Below are 16,660 nucleotides of genomic sequence, written 5' to 3'. Positions count from 1 at the left end.
CCTGAGCCTCGCGGAATCCGTGCCGTGGCCGGGGGCCGCGGAACTCGGATCCGCCGTACGCCTGGCCCGTACTGGGGCCCCGCGACCGGCGCGCCCTACTCAGCGCCCTAGTGAATGACGGGTGCGGTGGGGAGGTGCTGGGCCGAGTCAGAGGATGGGGGGCCGGCCGAGGAGGCTCATCGTTGCGACGGTGCGCCATCTGATCGGGTGCCGTTGCGGTCGGGCGCGCCAGCCGTCGCGGTAGCCGGTGAACACGTCGCGGACGGGTGCGCCGCGAAGAATTGCTGCCGCGGTCCAGACCCCGAGGTAGGCGACGACCAGCGGTGCTGGTAGCGATCTCCAGGCCATCCAAAGGCGGTTGCGTGCGGTCAGTCGCGCGTAGCCGGGATGTCTGGCCGGCGTGGTGCGTGGATGGTAGACGGTCAGGTCGGCGGCATACCAGATTGACCATCCGGCGTCCAGGAGACGCCAGGCCAGGTCCGACTCCTCCATGGCGTAGAAGAATCGAGCATCGAATCGTCCGACGGAGTTGAAGGCCGACGCCCGCACGACACAGGCGGCACCCACGAAGTAGGTGACCTTGCCCGACTTGTGGGCGGTTCTGCCGCCCACCCGGGGGACGTGACGTCGTTGGCTTGTTCCGTGCTCGTCGATCAGGCGGAGGGCCATTGCGCCCATGCTCGGATGGGCGTCGAACCGGCGCACGATCTCGGCCAGGATCTGGGGATGGAGCAGTTCGGCGTCGTCGTCGAGAAACATGATCAACGGTGCGTCGGCGACCTCGGCTCCGATGTTGCGGCCGGCGGGAATGCCGACGTTCTCGTGCAGCATGATCAGTTTGTCGGGCTGGTCGAAGCCGGGCTCGTAGGCGCCGTTCGCGACGAGTACGAGCTGAGCCGGGGTGTCTTGGGACTGTACGGAGGCCAGTGCGCGGGCCAGTTCGGTGGGACGGTCGTAGCGGGTGAGCACGACGACGGCGATCGGCGGACGTGACTTCGACATCCGCGCGTGGCGGCGCTTGGGTCTGCGCCGATCCGGCGAGGATGGATGGGGCGATGGGACACGAACGCGGCCGATCGATGAGGTCGTGCTCACTGCTGCCTCCTCCGGCGAGTTCGCGGTTGTCGTCGTCATCCAGAGAGTGATCCTTCAACGCTGAGACGTGGCTGTGCGCAGGGGAATCCGCCGCTGAGCAGACTGTCGGCCCTGGCTGCGTCCTCAGCCGGATCACAGTCCAATCGGTCCAGGCTTCGGCGCATGAAGGTCAGTGTGATCGTCCCCGTGTGCGACCCGGGCGAACATCTTCGGCGGTGCCTGCAGTCACTGGCGGAGCAGACGATGAACCTTGCCGATTACGAGGTGGTGCTCGTCGACGATGGTTCTACCGACGGCAGCTCCGCCCGACTCGACCGAACCGCGGAACGTCATCCGCAGTTCCGGGTGATCCACCAGCCGAACTCCGGCGGGCCTGGGCAACCTCGCAACCGCGGGATCGAGGAGGCGCGTGGAGACTACGTGTTCTTCTGCGATCACGACGATTGGTTGGCTCCGTACGCGCTGGAGGTGTTGCACCGTTTCGCCGTCGAGAACGGGTCCGACATCGTCCTGGGCAAGATGGCCGGCATCGGCCGACCGGTTCCACGCGTCGTGTTCGATCAGACGCGGCCGGTCGCGACATTGGCCGACACACCGTTGATGGACTCGCTGAACGTGTACAAGCTGTTCCGCCGCGAGTTCCTGCGCGTCCATGACCTCCGGTTCGCCGAGGGCCGCCGGCGACTCGAGGACCACCTCTTCGTCACGGAGGCCTACCTGCACGCGGGCGTGATCAGTATCTACGCAGACCAGGTCTGCTACTTTCACGCCCGCTGGCCGTCGAGCGCGTCCGCGCAGCCACCCCACTGGGGGTCCTATTTCACCAGTCTCGAGGAGGCCGTCGGGGTGGTCGAACGCCGAACCGAGCCGGGACCGTTCCGTGACCGGCTCCTGACGCGTTGGTTGCGGGTCGAAATGGTCAACCGGCTCACCGGGCAGAACCTGTTGACTCGTCGACCGCACGACGCGGCGGCCCTGTTCGACGCGGCCCAACGGGTCGCGGCCGCCCACTTCGGCGACGGGGTCGTCGCCCGGCTCGACCCGATCGACCGGCCGGTGGGGCGTGCCGTGGTCGCCGGCACGCTGGCAGAGGTTTGGGAGCGTGCCGCCGCGATCGACCGCTGGCGCGTCGACGCAGAAGTCCTCCAAGCCGGCTGGCGCGCAGGCACCCTGCAACTCAGCGGCATGATCAGCCTGAACGACCGCGACGCACGTGCCGACGGTGACAGCATCGCCCGGCTCCGAATCCTCTTGTCAGATGTCGATAGCCAGAACTTCAACGATGTCCTGATCCGAGCGACGCCGACGCTGGAGCTGATCAGCCCCACGACTGGTGAACGATTCACGCTGCTCGCGGGTATCCACGGCGACGGACTGACCCGAAGTTTCACCATCGACATCGACCCCGCCACCCTGCCCGTCGGCGACGTCGAGGACAAGGACGTGTGGACCTTCCGGGCACATTTCATGGTCCTCGGCCTGGGCGGCTCGACGGGGCTGCGGATGGTCGACGAACGACCGCTCAGCGCGCCCATCCGGCCCACAACGCAAAGCAACCGGGGCGCCGAGCTGATCGGATCCTCCGACACACGTCAGCTCCAGCTTCGGCTCTGGCCCGTCGGGCACAACCGACGGCCGGGCGCCAAGGTCCACCCGTCGGGCAAAGGATCGCTCGCCGGTCTGGCGAGTCACCGCAGAACCTGACCTCGGCGTCGTTGCTCACCGCGACTCGGCCTCGTCCATCTCGGACCGGATCACGCCGCCGGAGCGTGTGGTGGAGGCGTCGGGTCCTCCGGCGGCTGGGAGGCAGATTCCATGGACGTTGCACGGCCGGAAGAGCAAAACCGCCTCGGACTGGTATTTGACCCAGTCCGAGGCGGTTTCCGTGTTGTAGCGGGGACAGGATTTGAATGTTTCCGATTGCCATTCCGCACGAGTATGCAGAGGTACGCAATCCTGGCTTGACTAGGACTTTCACCGGTTCGGCGCGTATGCAACAATAGGCATGTACGGGCAGCGCTATTGCCCGTATGTTGCCCGAGCGGACCGGACACCGCATTTCCGAGCCTGTCAGACCCAAACCCCTACCGACCAGCCAAAACACCGCCGACACCGACCACAGTGAGCAAGACTCCTCTAGCCGTATTTCTACTGAAATCGCCGGATGTGCCGACTACCATAGGTCCTATCTGATGGACCCGGTGAAAATCGCAGGCTCATGCTCATAGTCAAAGCTGAATTCGAGCACTGGGTTCGTTTGATACTTCACAGGAATTGCGAATGTCTCCGAAGCCGTCTTGCTCTTGCCTGGAAGAATCTTGCCAGACATGTCCTTATCTTCCACTCGCTGGCTTGCGATGTATGGCTGTTCTGCCTGCGTTCCGTCGGGTCCGTAGGTCATGGTCCACGACGCGTAAGCGTCAAGATTCGCCTTGGAGCCATTCCGAACGCGGACGGTGAATGTTGCATAGGCGTCACCGGCCTTCGCTTCTGGCTCCGAGTATTCCGCGTCCGCACGGGACACCTTTCCGTGCTTAATGTTGATCACTTCCACTTCCACGCCATCTTCATATGTGTACTTCTGGTGGAAATCGGCCGTCTTGCTCGCCGGCTCGGTAGATTCGCCGGCGCCCGGCTCGCCCTCTGTCGGACCGGCGGCCGGCTCGCCGTTTGATCCAGGACTCTGTTCATTCGCTGGACCGTCGCCTGCTTCGATATTGGTGGCCGGAGTAGAACAGGCGGCCACGGCGAAGGCAGGCACGCAGATGAGGGCAATGAGGACTCGACTCAAGCGCATGGAAGTCTCCGTTCGACTTCCCCCGAGCTTCGTATACGGCACAAACACTGTAGAACCATCGGCTAGGTTTCCGCCACTGTTCAGCGTCACACCCACATCTTGGCCAACCGACAGGTTCGGATCAGACGACTAGCGACCCGGCGCACTACGAAGGCCGCTGTGAGCCCCTCGCCCGCCGGCGCTCCGATGTGGGTCAGGCTTAACCTTCCCGGTCGGTTACGCGCAGTTCGGTGGTTATCCATGCCGTGTTCTGCACTCGCGGTCGGCGGAGCAGTTCCCGCGACAACGCGTGCCCGGCGGCCCGGTTGCAGCTTCGGTGTTCCAGCGCGACCCGAACCGGCATGCCGGGTTCGGCCAACGCCTGGTCGGTGAGGTGGCCGAGGTCTACCGCTTGGCCGGGTTCGATTGGTAGCTCGCAGCGCCAGCAGATTAGCGGCGCAGACGACGACGCCGCCTCGGCAAGGTGCATCGCTTTCAGCTTGCGCCACGCCCTCGTGCTGCGCGGGTCCTTTGCGGTCATGGTTTGAGTATCCCGGCCGGGTGGCTCCGCACATGGCGCCATCCGAGATCGGTGCCGATCTCGTATGGCGCCGGTGGCTCAGCACCGCACTAGCGCAAGCGGTCGTCCGGTGCGAACGGGTACGGCACTACCGGCTCAGGCCGCCGTGGGACGGCCGGTGCGGCGAAGAGAACCGTGAGGTTAGTCAGCTCTGGGTCGTAAAAGCGATGGTCCAGCATGTACAGCATGTCATTGCCGACCCTCAGGCAATCCATGTGCTCGTACACGACACCGATTGTCGTGTGCGCCCGAGTGCTGCCAACGCCATCGTCGGTGTAGGTGGCGGCCACGTAGTCGCCCGCGCGAAAGAACGGGAATTCAGCCATCAGAAGATCCATACCAGCAGCACGATGACGCCGACGACCAGCAGCAAGCCGCCCAACACCGACCCGCCGCCGCCAGCGCTGCGGTTGCGGCTGTGGAAGTTGGTTCGGTGTGTGTACGACACGGGGCCGCCGCCGACCCGCAACGAGGCGGAACGGTTGGACAGTCGGAAGCGTCCGATACGGAGCGATCCAGGCATGGGTAACGAGTCCTCTCAGGTTGTTTGTCTGAGGTTGACATGAACCCCGAACGAAACTCGCAACTCCGCGTGACCGCGCGGTAAGGCAGTCTGAGGACTCGCATGCGGCGACCCTGACCCGTGGCGCCGCATCGTCTCCCGCGCAAGCGCCATTCCCGACGCCCGCTTGCACGCCCGATGCTTCCAACGCCCCCGGCGTCGGTGCGCCCGGCTCCGCCGTCGCCAGGTCCACCCGGTGCCCTAGGTCCACCGCATTGTTCGACAGGTCCGTTATCGGCTGCTCGCACCGCCAACGAATGACCGGCTCGGCAGACGCCGGCGCCATCGCCACGTGCATGGCCTTTGAGCGTCGTCACGCCCACGTGTGCCGTGGGTCTGGACGGTGGGCACCGCTTTTGGACGAATATGACGACGCCGCGCGCGATTCTGGCGTGGGTGGGGACGCAGGGTGCCTTCCCACGCTGGTTTAGCGACACGCCGAGATTTCCCACACATCTCGCGTACCGACGAGTGCGTCTCAGGCGATGCCTGCGGCGCGTGTGCGTCTCAATCCACCTCAGGCCGGTGCAACGGCAACGATGACGGCCACCTACCGTCCACATAGGTACCTAGGTACCTAGCACACATAGGACCTAGGTACCGTGCACGTGGCTGACGCGTTGTGTCGGATGTGGTTGTGTTGTGGCGACCTGTGAGGCATACTGGTGGATGTGTCCGATGACGACGCGATTCGCGTTTCCCTCCAGAAGCTTGAACCCGAGGCGGCGGCGGCTCATGCGCGTGTGACGGCGCTCTCTGAGGAGTTGACTGCGGCGCGACATCGCGCAGATCAGCTGAATCAGGCCGTCCACGCACTACGCTCCCTGCTCGGAGTTACGTCGGAACAGCCCACGGCTGAGGCGGCGCAGAACAGTAGTGCCGAAACACCGGACGCGTCCCCGGCACCAGCCCAATCAGAGCTTCCGTCGTTGCCAGATCGCCAAGGGTGGTCTCAGAACGAACGTTCTGATCTTGCTCTGCCTGCGGACGACGGCCCAGAACCCTCACCGCGGAAGAGGATTCGTTCCACGGACTTGGTGATAGCGATTGTGACAGAGGCGGGCCATCCGATGACCCGCGATCAGGTCCTAGATCAGATGGAGTTGCGTGGTGGGACGCAAACCATGAGCAACAAGCGAAACGCTGTGAACACGGCCTTGTATCGTGCTGTGGAGAAGAAGCGTCTGCAGAAGGTCGGCGACATGTTCGCTCCGCCGCCGGTTGGCGAGACCTCCGACGACCCAACGACCACCGAAGGGCATCCGTCCTCCGGCTCGTTCACTGATCTCGTGGAAGTGGGTATCAGTGCCTAGGTAACGGTCGGGGGAGCGCCCATCGAAGGCAAGAACCGCCAGAGACGGTCTGGTGACGCTTCCCCTCCGGCTTCCGGGAGTTGCACCTCCCGGAAGCCGCAGCCACCGGGTTGGGTGGTAGGGCCAGGTGTTGGGCCTAGGTCGGATCTGTTGACAAGCGTTGCGCAGGACGCTGCGCGACGCAAGCACCTTCGAGCGACTGTTGTCATGTTTGCTGGAATTCACACGCCTGGCCCGTGGCAGGCGCGCGCATCACTCGACCAGTACCAACATCGCGGTGGATCGGTGACGCTGCGCAAGTGCGGCTCGGGGGCTGACAATCGCCGAAGTTGCCCATATGTTGCCCGGTCCGCAAATGCGAAGTGGCTCCGAGGGATATTTCACCTAGTCAGAGCCACTTTCCAAAAGTAGCGGGGACAGGATTTGAACCTGTGACCTCTGGGTTATGAGCCCAGCGAGCTACCGAGCTGCTCCACCCCGCGTCGGCCTAGAGAACATTACGTCAACGTTTCAGCGAAGCCAAATCCGTTCCGCCACCGACGGGTCAGGTGTGACCAGCCTCACTGCGGGTCGGCCTCGCCTGTCAGGCAGCGCCGTTCAGTCCATCTCCGGGATGAGCTCCCGGGCTTCGGTGTAGTCCATCCCGGTCAGCTCGAGCAGGTCGGCGATCATCGAGCGCAGCTGGGCGAGGATCACCACACCGGAGATCGAGTCGACCAGTTCGACGTGCGAGCTCGCGGTGCCGACGGCGGCGAGCCGGTCGCGAGCCTTGGTGGGCAGCCGGCGCGCGCCGAGTTCGGTCGCCATGAACCGGATCACCTGGGCCAGCTCGTCCATCAGGTCCAGGTACGTCCGCGGCGGCGGAGGCTCACGCCGCCAGGTCAGCACCACGCACCGGCGGGCCAGCACGCGCAGGTTGCGACTGGCGTGGTCCAGCGGACCGGCGAGATCGGCGTATGCCATCACGCTGGGCAGCTGGCGCCGGTGGAACGGGGACTGGCGGACCACCGCAAGGCCCTCCGCGGCGGCAGCGGAGAACCGGCGCAGCACCTCCTCGCCCCGCCGGGAGTGGTCGAGGACGGCGTCTGCGGCGTCCTGATCCCCGTCGCGGAGCGCCCGTGCGGCCTCCTCCAGGGTGACCGCCATGTCGGTCAGCGCCTCGGCGGCCACCAGCCGCGGCTTCCGCAGCGGGGCACTCGGGGCGATCATCGCCATCAGCAGCGCCATCCCGGAGCCGATGATCGCGTCGAACCAACGGTCGAACGCCTGATCGGCGGTCGGCGCCAGCGCGACGATGATCGCGGACTGGACGCCGGACTGGATGATCATCAGCTGGCCGGCACCGAGCAGCGTGGCGATCGACATCGCCAGCGCGATCGCCACCACCAGCTGCCAGACCCCACTGCCGAAGATGGTGACGAAGATGTCGCCGATGCCGACCCCGACCGCGACGCCGATGGCCACCTCGACCGCCCGGCGGAACCGCTGGCCGAAGCTGACGCCGAGCGTGACGATCGCCGCGACGGGGGCGAAGAACGGGAGGTGATGGCCCAGCAGCTGGGTGGCGATGAACCAGGCGATGCCGGCGGTGATCGCGATCTGTCCGATGATGAACCAGCGCGACCGCCAGCGTTCGTAGCGCTCTTCGAGCGAGGCACGGCCGGCCTTCGCGGTCCGTTCGCTGACGTCGTACGCCCGCAACGTCATCCGGCGGAACGCCGGCAACGGGTCCGGCCGCAAACCGCCCGTGCCTGCCGTCCCTGCGTCGCCTGCTCCGCTGTCACTCACCCGCTCATCATCTCTGCCGCGTGGTCGGCCCCCGCGACCGGCGAGCGAGCGCGGAACCCGGATGCCGCCGGCGCGCTCCCGCCCTACCCTGGTCGCATGCGTACGCCGGTGTGCGATGCCTGACGACATCGCCACCATCGTGGACGCCGCCCGGGTCCGCGGTTTCGTCGGCCGGTCGGAGGAGGTCGCCTGCTTCCGGGAGGCGATCAGCGGCGCGTCCTCGGCCCGGGTGTTGTTCGTGCACGGCCCGGGCGGGCTCGGCAAGTCTGCGCTGCTGCAGCAGTTCCGGATCCTGGCCGGCGCCGCCGGCAGCGTCGTGGTCAGCGTGGACGGCGAGGACATCGGGCCGGCCCAGGACGCGCTGCTGGACGCGGTCGCGGAGGGCGGTGCGTCGGCCGCGGGCACCGTGGGCGGGCCGCTGGTGGTGCTGATCGACGGGTACGAGCGGCTGACCGCGCTGGACGGCTGGATCAGGGACCGGCTGGTCGCCTCGCTGCCGTCCCGGGCGGTCGTGGTGATCGCCGGGCGGGAGGCGCCGGCCGCAGCCTGGCGGACCGATCCCGGCTGGCGGGCCGTCACCGCGTCGCTGCCACTGGACCCGCTCGACGACGCCGAGAGCCGGCTGCTGCTGGTCCGCGCCGGCGTCGCCGAGGATCGCTGTCCACGGCTCGCCGACCTCGGCCGGGGTCACCCGTTGACGCTCGCCATGCTGGCCTCGGCGATGGTCGCCGGCGACCTCCCGAACGATCTGGCGGACGCTCCGGACCTGGTCGCCGCCCTGGCCGGGCGGCTGGTGGACGACGCGCCGGACGAGGACCATGCGCTGGCGATGGCGCTGTGCGCGCATGCCTGGTTGACCACCGCCGACCTGGTCGACGAGGCTATCGGGCGGCACGCGCCGGAGGTCTGGACCTGGCTGGAGACCCGTCCGTGGATCACCCGGGGGACGTACGGCATCTATCCGCACGACCTCGTCCGGGACGTCCTCGACGCGGACCTGCGACGGCGCTCACCGGCGACGTACCGGCGGGTGAACGCGCTGATGCACGAGCACTCCTGGCTGGCGATGCGCTCCGAGGACGAGGCCGAGCGGCGGCTGTGGGCGCACCAGAAGCTGTTCCTGCACCGGAGCAGCCCGCTCGCCGCGGCGTTTTGGACGATGCGGACTCAGGGCGCGGCGTTCGTCGCCGCGGGCCGGCCCGCCGACCACGCGGGCGTGCTGGCGATGATCGACCGGTCGCTGGGCGAGCGCACGGCCGCGCTGGCCCGGTCTTGGCTGCGGGCGCAGCCGCAGAACCTGTCCGTGGTTCGCTCCGCTGGCGGCCTCGACGCCTTCGTCTTCCACGCCGTCTACGGCGGCCAGGACGGTCCGCCGGTCCCGCCGCCGGCCGAGGACCCGGTCACCGCCACCGCGCTGGACTTCGTCGCGGCGGCCGCGCCGGCCAGGCCGGGGGAGTACGTCTCGGTGGCGCGATTCATCGGCGGTCGACACGAGAACGAGCGCGATCCCTACGCGGTGGTCGTCGGCTCGGTCAGTTCCACCCTGCTGTGGACCAGCCAACCACTGGCCTGGTCGTTCGTGTCGACGACCGACCCGGAGTTCTGGGAGCCGATCTTCGACTACCTCGCGCTGACCACCGTGCTGACCACGACGTACGACGGGCTGGACTACACCCTGTTCGGGGTGGACTGGCGACGGCTCACCCCGGAGCGCTGGTTCGAGCTGATGGGTGAGCGGGAGCTGTCGGGGGAGTCCGGTCCGGCGCCGGCCCGGCTGCTGCGCCCGGCGCCGCTGTCGAGGGCCGCATTCGGCGAGGCGGTCAAGGCAGCCCTGCAGAATCTGCGGCGACCCGATCTGCTGGGCGCGAGTCCCCTGATCGGATCCCGGCTGGCCGCCGATCCGGACGGTGCGTCGCAGGCCCGGCTGCGGGACGTGCTGGTGGCGGGCGTGCGCCAGCTCGGCCGCGACCCGCGGACCGCTGTGTTGAGCCGGGTGCTCGACCGGACCTACGTCCGGCCGGCACCGACCCAGGAGGCCGCCGCGGAGGTGCTGGACCTGCCGTTCTCGACCTACCGGCGACACCTGTCCCGCGGTCTGGACCGGCTGACCGAGTTGCTGTGGAGCGTCGAGATCGGCGCGACCGGGCTGAGGGTCGAGCCGGCCCGCGGTGAACAAGAAGTGAGCAGCGATCGACCTGTCGGCTGAGCAGCTGATCCGGCCACCCTGACCAGAACCGCGGCACCCGTCGCGGCGTCGCGGGAGGGGTGGAGGAATGGCGGAGATCGTGATCCTCGGGGCGGGGCTGACCGGGCTGTCGGCGGCGATGCTGCTGGTCCGGGACGGTCACCGGGTGACGGTGCTGGAGCGCGACCCGGACGGTCCGGACGGTGACGCCGAGCGGTTGTGGACCGGATGGAGGCGCCGCGGCGTCAGCCAGTTCACCCAGCTGCATCTGATGCTCGGGCGCTGGGCGCAGACCATGGCGGCCGAGCTGCCCGAGGTGCTGGTCGAGCTGGAGAACCGGGGCGGCGCCCGGCTGAACGTGGTGCACCTGTTCCCGTCCGGGATGACCGGCGGTGTGCGGCCGGGAGACGAGCGGTTCGAGCTGGTCACCGGCCGGCGACCGGTGGTCGAGGGTGCGCTGGCCGCCGTCGCCGCGCGGGCCGAGGGCGTGACGATCCGCCGCGGCTGCGCGGTCGCCGGACTGCTCGCCGCGCACGACAGCAGGGTGCCGCACGTGACCGGGGTCCGGACCGCCGATGGAGAGCTGATCCGGGCCGACCTGGTGGTCGACGCCTCCGGCCGGCGGACGGCGGTGCCGGACCTGCTGACCGCGGTCGGCGCCCGGCGTCCGCACGAGGAGCGGGACAGCGCCGGCTTCGTCTACTACACCCGCCACTTCCGTTCCGCCGACGGCGGGCTGCCGGCGCTGGAGCGGCCGATGCTGCAGTTCCTGCCCGGCTACGGGGTGCTCACCCTGCCCGCGGACAACGGGACCTGGGGGGTGGGTCTGGTCACCTCCTCCCGCGACCACGCGTTGCGCGGGGCGCGAGAGGTCGACGGCTGGTCGCGGGCGATGACGCTGGTGCCCGGCATCGGCGCCTGGCTGGACGGCGAGCCGATCACCGGGGTGCGGGCATTCGCCGCGACCGAGGACCGCTACCGGCGCTACCTGGTGGACGGTGAGCCGGTCTGCACCGGCCTGGTGCCCCTCGGCGACGCCTGGGCCTGCACGAATCCGGCCCTCGGCCGCGGGGCGACCATCGGGCTGCTGCACGCGGTGACGCTGCGGGACACTCTGCGTGGCGTGCCGGCGACCGAGCGGGCGGCGTTCGCGACCGCGTTCGACGAGGCCACCGAGACCCGGATCGCGCCGTGGTGCATGGCGACCCGGACCTTCGACCGGCACCGGCTGGCCGAGATGGACGCCGACCTCGCCGGACGGCCGTACGTCAGCGCGGACCCGGCCTGGTCGCTCGCCGGCACGCTGGCGACGGCCGCCCTGCACGACCCGGACGCGCTGCGCGCCCACGTCTCGGTGGCACACCTGCTGGCGACCCCGGCCGAGGTGCTCAGCGTGCCCGGGATGATGCCGCGGGTGGTCGCCGCCGGCGCCGGCCGGCCGCGCTATCCAGCCGACGCGCCGCATCACGACGAGCTCGTCGCGGCGGTGGGGCAGGAGGCAGCCGCCTGACTGGACGACGGATGCGCCCTCGTCGGAGCTGGCGAGGCGCAATCACGCTCGGCTTGATCATCGGCGCAGCACGAGGGAGTCATCGTCGTCGGATTTCGGCGGCCCACGTCCGATCCACCCACGGCCGGTCGCGACCACTTCGGCAGGATGGGTCGCATGAGTTCACCGATCAGGGTCACCGTGTGGGGCGAGAACTACCACGAGCACAGCGAACGCGACCGTGAAGGCATGGCGCAGCGCTATCCGGACGGGATGCACGGGGCGATCGCCGCCGGGTTGAGCGAGCTGCTCGGTGACGCGGTCAGCGTACGGACCGCGACCCAGGACCAGCTCGAGCACGGGCTGACCGCCGACGTGCTGGACAACACCGACGTGCTCACCTGGTGGGGCCACGCCACCCACGCCGGCGTCTCGGACGAGGTCGTCGACCGGGTCCACCAGCGCGTGCTCGGCGGGATGGGCCTGCTGGTGCTCCACTCGGGTCACTTCTCGAAGATCTTCATCAAGCTGATGGGCACGACCTGTTCGCTGTCGTGGCGCAACTCCGCCGACGCCGAGCTGGTCTGGACGGTCTCCCCGAGCCATCCGATCGCCGCCGGCGTGCCGCAGCCGATCGTGGTGACCGAGCAGGAGATGTACGGGGAGTTCTTCGACATCCCCGAGCCCGACGAACTGGTGTTCGTCTCCGGGTTCAGCGGCGGCGAGGTGTTCCGTTCCGGTTGCTGCTGGCGGCGCGGCAGGGGCAAGGTCTTCTATTTCTCACCCGGTGACCAGGAGTACCCGGTCTATCACCATCCCGACATCAAGCGGGTGCTCGCCAACGGCGTCCAGTGGGCGGCCCCGACGAGCGCCGACTTCGCCCCGCCGGCGGTCCGGAACGAGCCGGGGCCGCTGCTCGCCGGCCGGCTCAGCGGGCCGGAGGTGTCCGCGTGAGCGCCTCCTCGGGTGAGGGACGGCCGCTCCGTGCCGGGGTCGTCGGGCTCGGCTGGGCCGGCCAACAGCACATGGCCGCGTACGCCGATCTGGACCGAGTCGAACTGGTCGGCATAGCCGGGATGGAGGCAGAGCCGCTGGCCAGGCTAGGCAAGCTCTACGACGTCGAGCACCGAGTCGCCACCTGGCAGGAGCTGATCGAGCAGGCCGACCTGGACGTGGTCAGCGTCGCGACCCCGACGGTGCTGCACGCGCCGATCGCCATCGGCGCGCTCAACGCCGGCGTCCACGTGCTGTCGGAGAAGCCGATGGCCGAGACCGCCCCGGTCGCGGCCACCATGGTCGCGGCCGCCGAGGCCAACGACCGGGTGCTGGACGTCTCCTTCAACCACCGGATGCGCGGCGACATCCAGGCCCTGAAGAAGATCATCGACGCCGGACTGCTCGGCAGCATCTACTACGCCAAGGCCGGCTGGCTGCGCCGGGAGGGCATCCCCGGGCTCGGCACCTGGTTCACCCGGGCGGCGACCGCGGGCGGCGGGCCGCTGATGGACATCGGCGTACACATGCTGGACATGGCCCTGTACCTGCTGGGCGAGCCGCAGGTGCGGGCCGCCACGGCGGCGACGTACGCCGAGTTCGGGCCGCGCGGCAAGGGCGGGTCGCCGTACGGCCCTCGCCGGGACACGCCGGGCGCCCAGTTCGACGTCGAGGACCTGTCCACCGCATTCCTCCGGCTGGCCGACGGCGGGACGCTGCTGCTGGAGTCCAGCTGGGCGCAGTGGATCCCGCACGACCAGTGCTATCTGGCGGTCTACGGGGCCGACGGCGGGGCCAGCGTGGAGTGGGGCGGCGAACCGAAGGAGCCCTATCGCAAGCTGTCGATCTGGACCGAGATCTCGGGTGTGGCGGCCGAGCTGAACCCCACGCCGCCGCCGGATCGCGGACACCGCGGTTGCGTCGAGGACTTCCTGGCCAAGGTGCGGTCCGGCGACTATGCCGCGCACCGCGGCGTGACCCCGATGGCGCGGGCCGTCGTGGTCGATGCCTGCTACGCCTCGGCGGAGGCGGGTCGGGAGGTGACGCTCGACGGCGGTACGGCGTCGTGAGCTTGGGTGCGGAGGACCTGCGCCATCTCCGCCGGTGTGTGGAGCTGGCGCGGGAGGCGCTGGAGGCCGGCGACGAGCCGTTCGGGTCGGTGCTGGTCGACGGCGACGGCGTGGTCCGGCACGAGGACCGCAACCGGACCGCGGGCCGAGCCGGACAGTGGGGCGACCAGACCCGCCATCCGGAGTTCGAGCTGGCTCGTTGGTCGGCCACGGCCATGACGCCGGCGGAACGAGCGGCGTCGACGGTCTATACCTCGGGGGAGCACTGCCCGATGTGCTCGGCGGCACACGCCTGGGTCGGACTGGCCCGGATCGTCTACGCCGGCTCGACCGAGCAGTACGTCCGCTGGCGCGCCGAGGCGGGCCTGACCGACCCGTCGCCGGTCAACCCGCTCCCGGTCCAGGCGATCGCGCCGTACGTCCTGGTCGACGGCCCGGCGCCGGAGCTCGCCGAGGAGCTGCGCGAGCTGCACCTGCGCAATCTCCGTAACCTCGGCCGGCGCCGGCCGGCCGGCTGACCCGGCTTCGCGGCTACGGTCCGCCAGGGAAGCGGCCAGAACCGTCCCTTTCTTCACATTGGTCACATCACTTTCTTGCAAATCTCTGGCGTGTCGCGTTGACATGGGGCAGTCTGCAATTAGTTCCCTGCCGATACTTCCCCGCACAGGATGGACGCCGATGCCGCCGACGACTCCGTCACCGATGCGCCGGACGAAGGCCGCACCGCTGCGCCTGCTCACCTCGGCCGCAGGCACCGCTGCGATGGTCGCGTCGGCCGCTCTGGTCGCGCCGCCGGCCGCCGTGGCCGACAGCGCGGTCGCGGCAGCGGCCGGCTCGTTCACCGTGCGCGGCAGCGGCTTCGGCCACGGCTGGGGGATGAGCCAGTACGGCGCCTACGGCGCAGCCGTCAAGGGCCAGCGCTGGCAGCAGATCTTGGCCTTCTACTACCCGGGCACCACCCGGAGCACGCTGTCCCAGCGGACCATCCGGGTCTGGGTCACCGCCGATTCCGACAGCGATCTGCGGCTCCGGCCGGCGAAGGGCCTGAAGATCACCTCGGGCAGCAAGAGCTACACGCTGCCGGCCGGGTCGGCGTACAAGACGTGGCGGGTCAGCCGCTCCGGCAGCGGCTACAAGCTGCAGTACCAGACGTCCTCGGGGGCCTGGAAGGCGCGCTCGACCGGGCTCGGCACCGGCACCTGGACGGCGTCGAACTCGGCCGGGATCGTTACCGTGATCATGCCCGGCGGATCGCGCCGGGAATACCGCGGCACCGTCTCGTTGATCAAACGCGGCTCCGGTGGGCGAACCGTCAACACGGTCTCGATGGAGAACTACGTGCGCTCGGTGGTCCCGTCGGAGATGCCGACGTCCTGGGCGCTGGAGGCGGTCAAGGCGCAGGCGGTGGCCGCGCGGACGTACGCGGCAAAGCTCCGTTCCCGCGCCACCAGCAGCGGCTACGACATCTGCGACACGACCGCCTGTCAGGTCTACAGCGGATACGCCCGGACGGTCGGCGGCAAGCGGAGCGTCCGCGAGACCGCCCGCGGCAACGCTGCCGCCCAGGCCACGGCGAACGTGATCTTGACCTACAAGGGAACCATCGCGCTGACCCAGTTCGCCTCCTCCAACGGCGGGGCCACGGCCAAGGGCGACTACGCATATCTGAAGGCACACAGCGATCCCTACGACGGCGTGATCAAATCGCAGGCCTGGAGCAAGAAGATCACCGCGGCAGCGATCGGCAAGCGCTGGTCGGTCGGCACCGTCCGCGGCGTCCAGATCACCACCCGCGATGGGTCCGGCGCCTGGGGCGGCCGGGTCACCCGGATGAAGATCATCGGCAGCAAGAAGACGGTGACGATCACCGGCGGGGCGTTCAAGTCGGCGTTCGGGCTGCGCTCCTCGCTGTTCACCCTCGGCGGTGCGGCTGGCACACCGGCGGGGCGGGCGGGCACGGCGTACGCGGCGTTCCCGCGGACGTACGAACCGGCGCGGGGGCCGGAAGTGTTGATCATCGCGGCGAACGGCACGCTGCGTCGCTATCCGGTGAGTACGGCCGGGCTGGGCACAGCCAAGACGCTCGGCTCCGGGTTCGACGACTACACCAACGTCGTCAACCTGGGCGACTGGAACGGCGACGGCTACCAGGACATCCTCGGCCGGACCGACGCCGATCAGGTCCGGCTGTTGCGGACCTCCGCTGGCTCGCTCACGGCCGCCGTGGTGTTCGGTCAGCACACCGACTACCGGGCGATGACCGGGGTCGGCGATCTCAGCCGGGACGGCCGCCCCGACCTGGTGGTGTTGACCAGGTCGGACACGCTGTGGCTGCTGCCGAGCGACGGCCGGACCGGCCGGCGCGCCTCGGTCAGGCTCGCCACCGGATGGAAGAGCCAGGACCTGGTCCGCGGGATCGGCGATCTGACCGGCGATGGGATGCCGGATCTGGTCGCCCGCTCCGGCGATCGGCTCTATCTGTATGCGGGCACCCGCAACGGCATCCGGTCCGCCAAGCTGCTCGGCACCGGCTGGGCCAAGTACTCCTCGATCACCTCGGTCGGTGACCTGAACCGTGACGGCCGCGCCGACCTGATCGCCCGCACCGGCACCGGCTCGCTGGTCCTGTTCCTCGGTACGTCCGCCGGCACCCTCGGCGCCGGCAAGACGATCGCCACCGGATTCAAGGGCACCCGGTTCGGCACCTGATGAGCCCCCGACCCCGCGAGCACGCCCACCCCCTCGGAAACTGTGCAGTAGTTGCAGTCCGCCTCGGCGTGTCGCTGCAAGACGCGCACAGTTTCGCCGG

14 protein-coding genes and 1 tRNA gene are annotated in these 16,660 nt (G+C 69.0%); 8 read left to right on the top strand and 7 right to left on the bottom strand.

Features of this window, described 5'->3' with window-relative positions; all coding sequences use genetic code 11:
• Nucleotides 1–147 precede the first annotated feature (147 nt).
• A complete protein-coding gene (locus ABD747_RS11915; RefSeq protein ID WP_344804706.1) occupies nt 148–1,002 on the bottom strand; it encodes a glycosyltransferase family 2 protein in 855 nt (284 codons plus the stop codon).
• Nucleotides 1,003–1,257: 255 nt separating this feature from the next.
• Here ABD747_RS11915 and ABD747_RS11910 point away from each other — a divergent pair, with 255 nt between their 5' ends.
• Nucleotides 1,258–2,799, top strand: a complete 1,542-nt coding sequence (locus tag ABD747_RS11910; RefSeq protein ID WP_344804704.1) for a glycosyltransferase family A protein — start codon at nt 1,258–1,260, stop codon at nt 2,797–2,799.
• 481 nt (nt 2,800–3,280) lie between these two features.
• On the opposite strand, the gene ABD747_RS11905 is transcribed toward ABD747_RS11910, so the two are convergent.
• The 4 genes from ABD747_RS11905 to ABD747_RS11890 form a co-directional block, all read right to left on the bottom strand.
• Nucleotides 3,281–3,982, bottom strand: coding sequence for a hypothetical protein (locus ABD747_RS11905; protein WP_344804702.1), 702 nt, complete (start codon nt 3,980–3,982; stop codon nt 3,281–3,283).
• A 109-nt stretch (nt 3,983–4,091) separates the two neighbouring features.
• Nucleotides 4,092–4,412, bottom strand: a complete 321-nt coding sequence (locus tag ABD747_RS11900) for a hypothetical protein (RefSeq protein ID WP_344804700.1) — start codon at nt 4,410–4,412, stop codon at nt 4,092–4,094.
• Between the two features lie 89 nt (nt 4,413–4,501).
• Nucleotides 4,502–4,777 (bottom strand): hypothetical protein, encoded by a 276-nt coding sequence (locus tag ABD747_RS11895; protein WP_344804698.1) that lies wholly within the window; start codon nt 4,775–4,777, stop codon nt 4,502–4,504.
• On the bottom strand, nt 4,777–4,899 hold the full coding sequence (locus tag ABD747_RS11890) for a hypothetical protein (protein WP_344804696.1): 123 nt from the start codon (nt 4,897–4,899) through the stop codon (nt 4,777–4,779). The genes ABD747_RS11895 and ABD747_RS11890 overlap by 1 nt, the downstream gene beginning before the upstream one ends.
• Nucleotides 4,900–5,684: 785 nt before the next feature.
• Between ABD747_RS11890 and ABD747_RS11885 the strand changes: the two genes are divergently transcribed.
• Nucleotides 5,685–6,326, top strand: a complete 642-nt coding sequence (locus ABD747_RS11885; protein WP_344804694.1) for a hypothetical protein — start codon at nt 5,685–5,687, stop codon at nt 6,324–6,326.
• Nucleotides 6,327–6,734: 408 nt separating this feature from the next.
• Here the strand turns inward: ABD747_RS11885 and ABD747_RS11880 are convergent.
• Nucleotides 6,735–6,808: transfer RNA gene (locus ABD747_RS11880), tRNA-Met, on the bottom strand.
• A 115-nt stretch (nt 6,809–6,923) separates the two neighbouring features.
• Nucleotides 6,924–8,114: an FUSC family protein gene (locus ABD747_RS11875; RefSeq protein ID WP_344804692.1), complete on the bottom strand. Its 1,191-nt coding sequence runs from the start codon at nt 8,112–8,114 to the stop codon at nt 6,924–6,926.
• A 115-nt stretch (nt 8,115–8,229) separates the two neighbouring features.
• Here ABD747_RS11875 and ABD747_RS11870 point away from each other — a divergent pair, with 115 nt between their 5' ends.
• From ABD747_RS11870 to ABD747_RS11845, 6 genes are all read left to right on the top strand, one after another.
• Nucleotides 8,230–10,320, top strand: coding sequence for an ATP-binding protein (locus ABD747_RS11870; RefSeq protein ID WP_344804690.1), 2,091 nt, complete (start codon nt 8,230–8,232; stop codon nt 10,318–10,320).
• 67 nt (nt 10,321–10,387) lie between these two features.
• Entirely contained in the window at nt 10,388–11,809 is a 1,422-nt protein-coding gene (locus tag ABD747_RS11865; RefSeq protein ID WP_344804688.1) for an FAD-dependent oxidoreductase, read from the top strand.
• 156 nt (nt 11,810–11,965) lie between these two features.
• Nucleotides 11,966–12,742, top strand: coding sequence for a ThuA domain-containing protein (locus tag ABD747_RS11860; protein ID WP_344804686.1), 777 nt, complete (start codon nt 11,966–11,968; stop codon nt 12,740–12,742).
• Complete coding sequence (locus tag ABD747_RS11855; RefSeq protein ID WP_344804684.1) at nt 12,739–13,851, top strand: Gfo/Idh/MocA family protein; 1,113 nt, start codon at nt 12,739–12,741, stop codon at nt 13,849–13,851. The genes ABD747_RS11860 and ABD747_RS11855 overlap by 4 nt, the downstream gene beginning before the upstream one ends.
• A complete protein-coding gene (locus tag ABD747_RS11850; protein ID WP_344804682.1) occupies nt 13,848–14,369 on the top strand; it encodes a nucleoside deaminase in 522 nt (173 codons plus the stop codon). The genes ABD747_RS11855 and ABD747_RS11850 overlap by 4 nt, the downstream gene beginning before the upstream one ends.
• Nucleotides 14,370–14,529: 160 nt before the next feature.
• Nucleotides 14,530–16,560 (top strand): SpoIID/LytB domain-containing protein, encoded by a 2,031-nt coding sequence (locus ABD747_RS11845; protein WP_344804680.1) that lies wholly within the window; start codon nt 14,530–14,532, stop codon nt 16,558–16,560.
• Nucleotides 16,561–16,660: the final 100 nt, after the last annotated feature.

The organism is Microlunatus ginsengisoli, from assembly GCF_039537205.1.
In the GTDB taxonomy this organism is placed as follows: domain Bacteria; phylum Actinomycetota; class Actinomycetes; order Propionibacteriales; family Propionibacteriaceae; genus Microlunatus; species Microlunatus ginsengisoli.
Note: the sequence above shows the minus strand (reverse complement) of the source record. Positions and strands in the feature narration are given on the sequence as shown.

What these genes read in the sequence shown, in the direction of transcription:
- ABD747_RS11915 (WP_344804706.1), bottom strand. Translation starts at nt 1,002, where the DNA reads ATGTCGAAGTCACGTCCGCCGATCGCCGTCGTCGTGCTCACCCGCTAC.
- ABD747_RS11910 (WP_344804704.1), top strand. Translation starts at nt 1,258, where the DNA reads ATGAAGGTCAGTGTGATCGTCCCCGTGTGCGACCCGGGCGAACATCTT.
- ABD747_RS11900 (WP_344804700.1), bottom strand. Translation starts at nt 4,412, where the DNA reads ATGACCGCAAAGGACCCGCGCAGCACGAGGGCGTGGCGCAAGCTGAAA.
- ABD747_RS11895 (WP_344804698.1), bottom strand. Translation starts at nt 4,777, where the DNA reads ATGGCTGAATTCCCGTTCTTTCGCGCGGGCGACTACGTGGCCGCCACC.
- ABD747_RS11870 (WP_344804690.1), top strand. Translation starts at nt 8,230, where the DNA reads ATGCCTGACGACATCGCCACCATCGTGGACGCCGCCCGGGTCCGCGGT.
- ABD747_RS11865 (WP_344804688.1), top strand. Translation starts at nt 10,388, where the DNA reads ATGGCGGAGATCGTGATCCTCGGGGCGGGGCTGACCGGGCTGTCGGCG.
- ABD747_RS11860 (WP_344804686.1), top strand. Translation starts at nt 11,966, where the DNA reads ATGAGTTCACCGATCAGGGTCACCGTGTGGGGCGAGAACTACCACGAG.
- ABD747_RS11845 (WP_344804680.1), top strand. Translation starts at nt 14,530, where the DNA reads ATGCCGCCGACGACTCCGTCACCGATGCGCCGGACGAAGGCCGCACCG.